The 230-nt window shown below is 50.4% G+C and carries 1 protein-coding gene; it reads right to left on the bottom strand.

Annotated features, from left to right (window positions below; genetic code table 11):
* Positions 1 to 38: 38 nt before the first annotated feature.
* Positions 39 to 230, bottom strand: a 192-nt coding sequence (locus tag AC1RO3_RS09475; protein WP_481764167.1) for a hypothetical protein, incomplete at its 5' end; no start/stop codon positions are given.

Genomic DNA, 230 nt, shown 5'->3' with positions numbered 1-230 from the left:
CCCTCTTTAAATTCGTGAACCAGCTTCATTTTCAACCTTTACAAAAGAGTTTTCAGTTTGGCAAAAAGACGCTGCACTTGCGATTCGGAGAAACCGAAGTAGGTGCGTGCCCGTTCAAGGTAGCGATCGTACGGCATGGACTCCACACTAAGCGTATTGTCGCGCCGCAAGAACTCGGAGAACCCAGCATCGTGGTGACCTGCGCATATCAGAAGGAAGCGCTGTACGTC

The organism is Dellaglioa sp. CoH-57-MRSF-19 (assembly GCF_056781975.1).
Note: the sequence above shows the minus strand (reverse complement) of the source record. Positions and strands in the feature narration are given on the sequence as shown.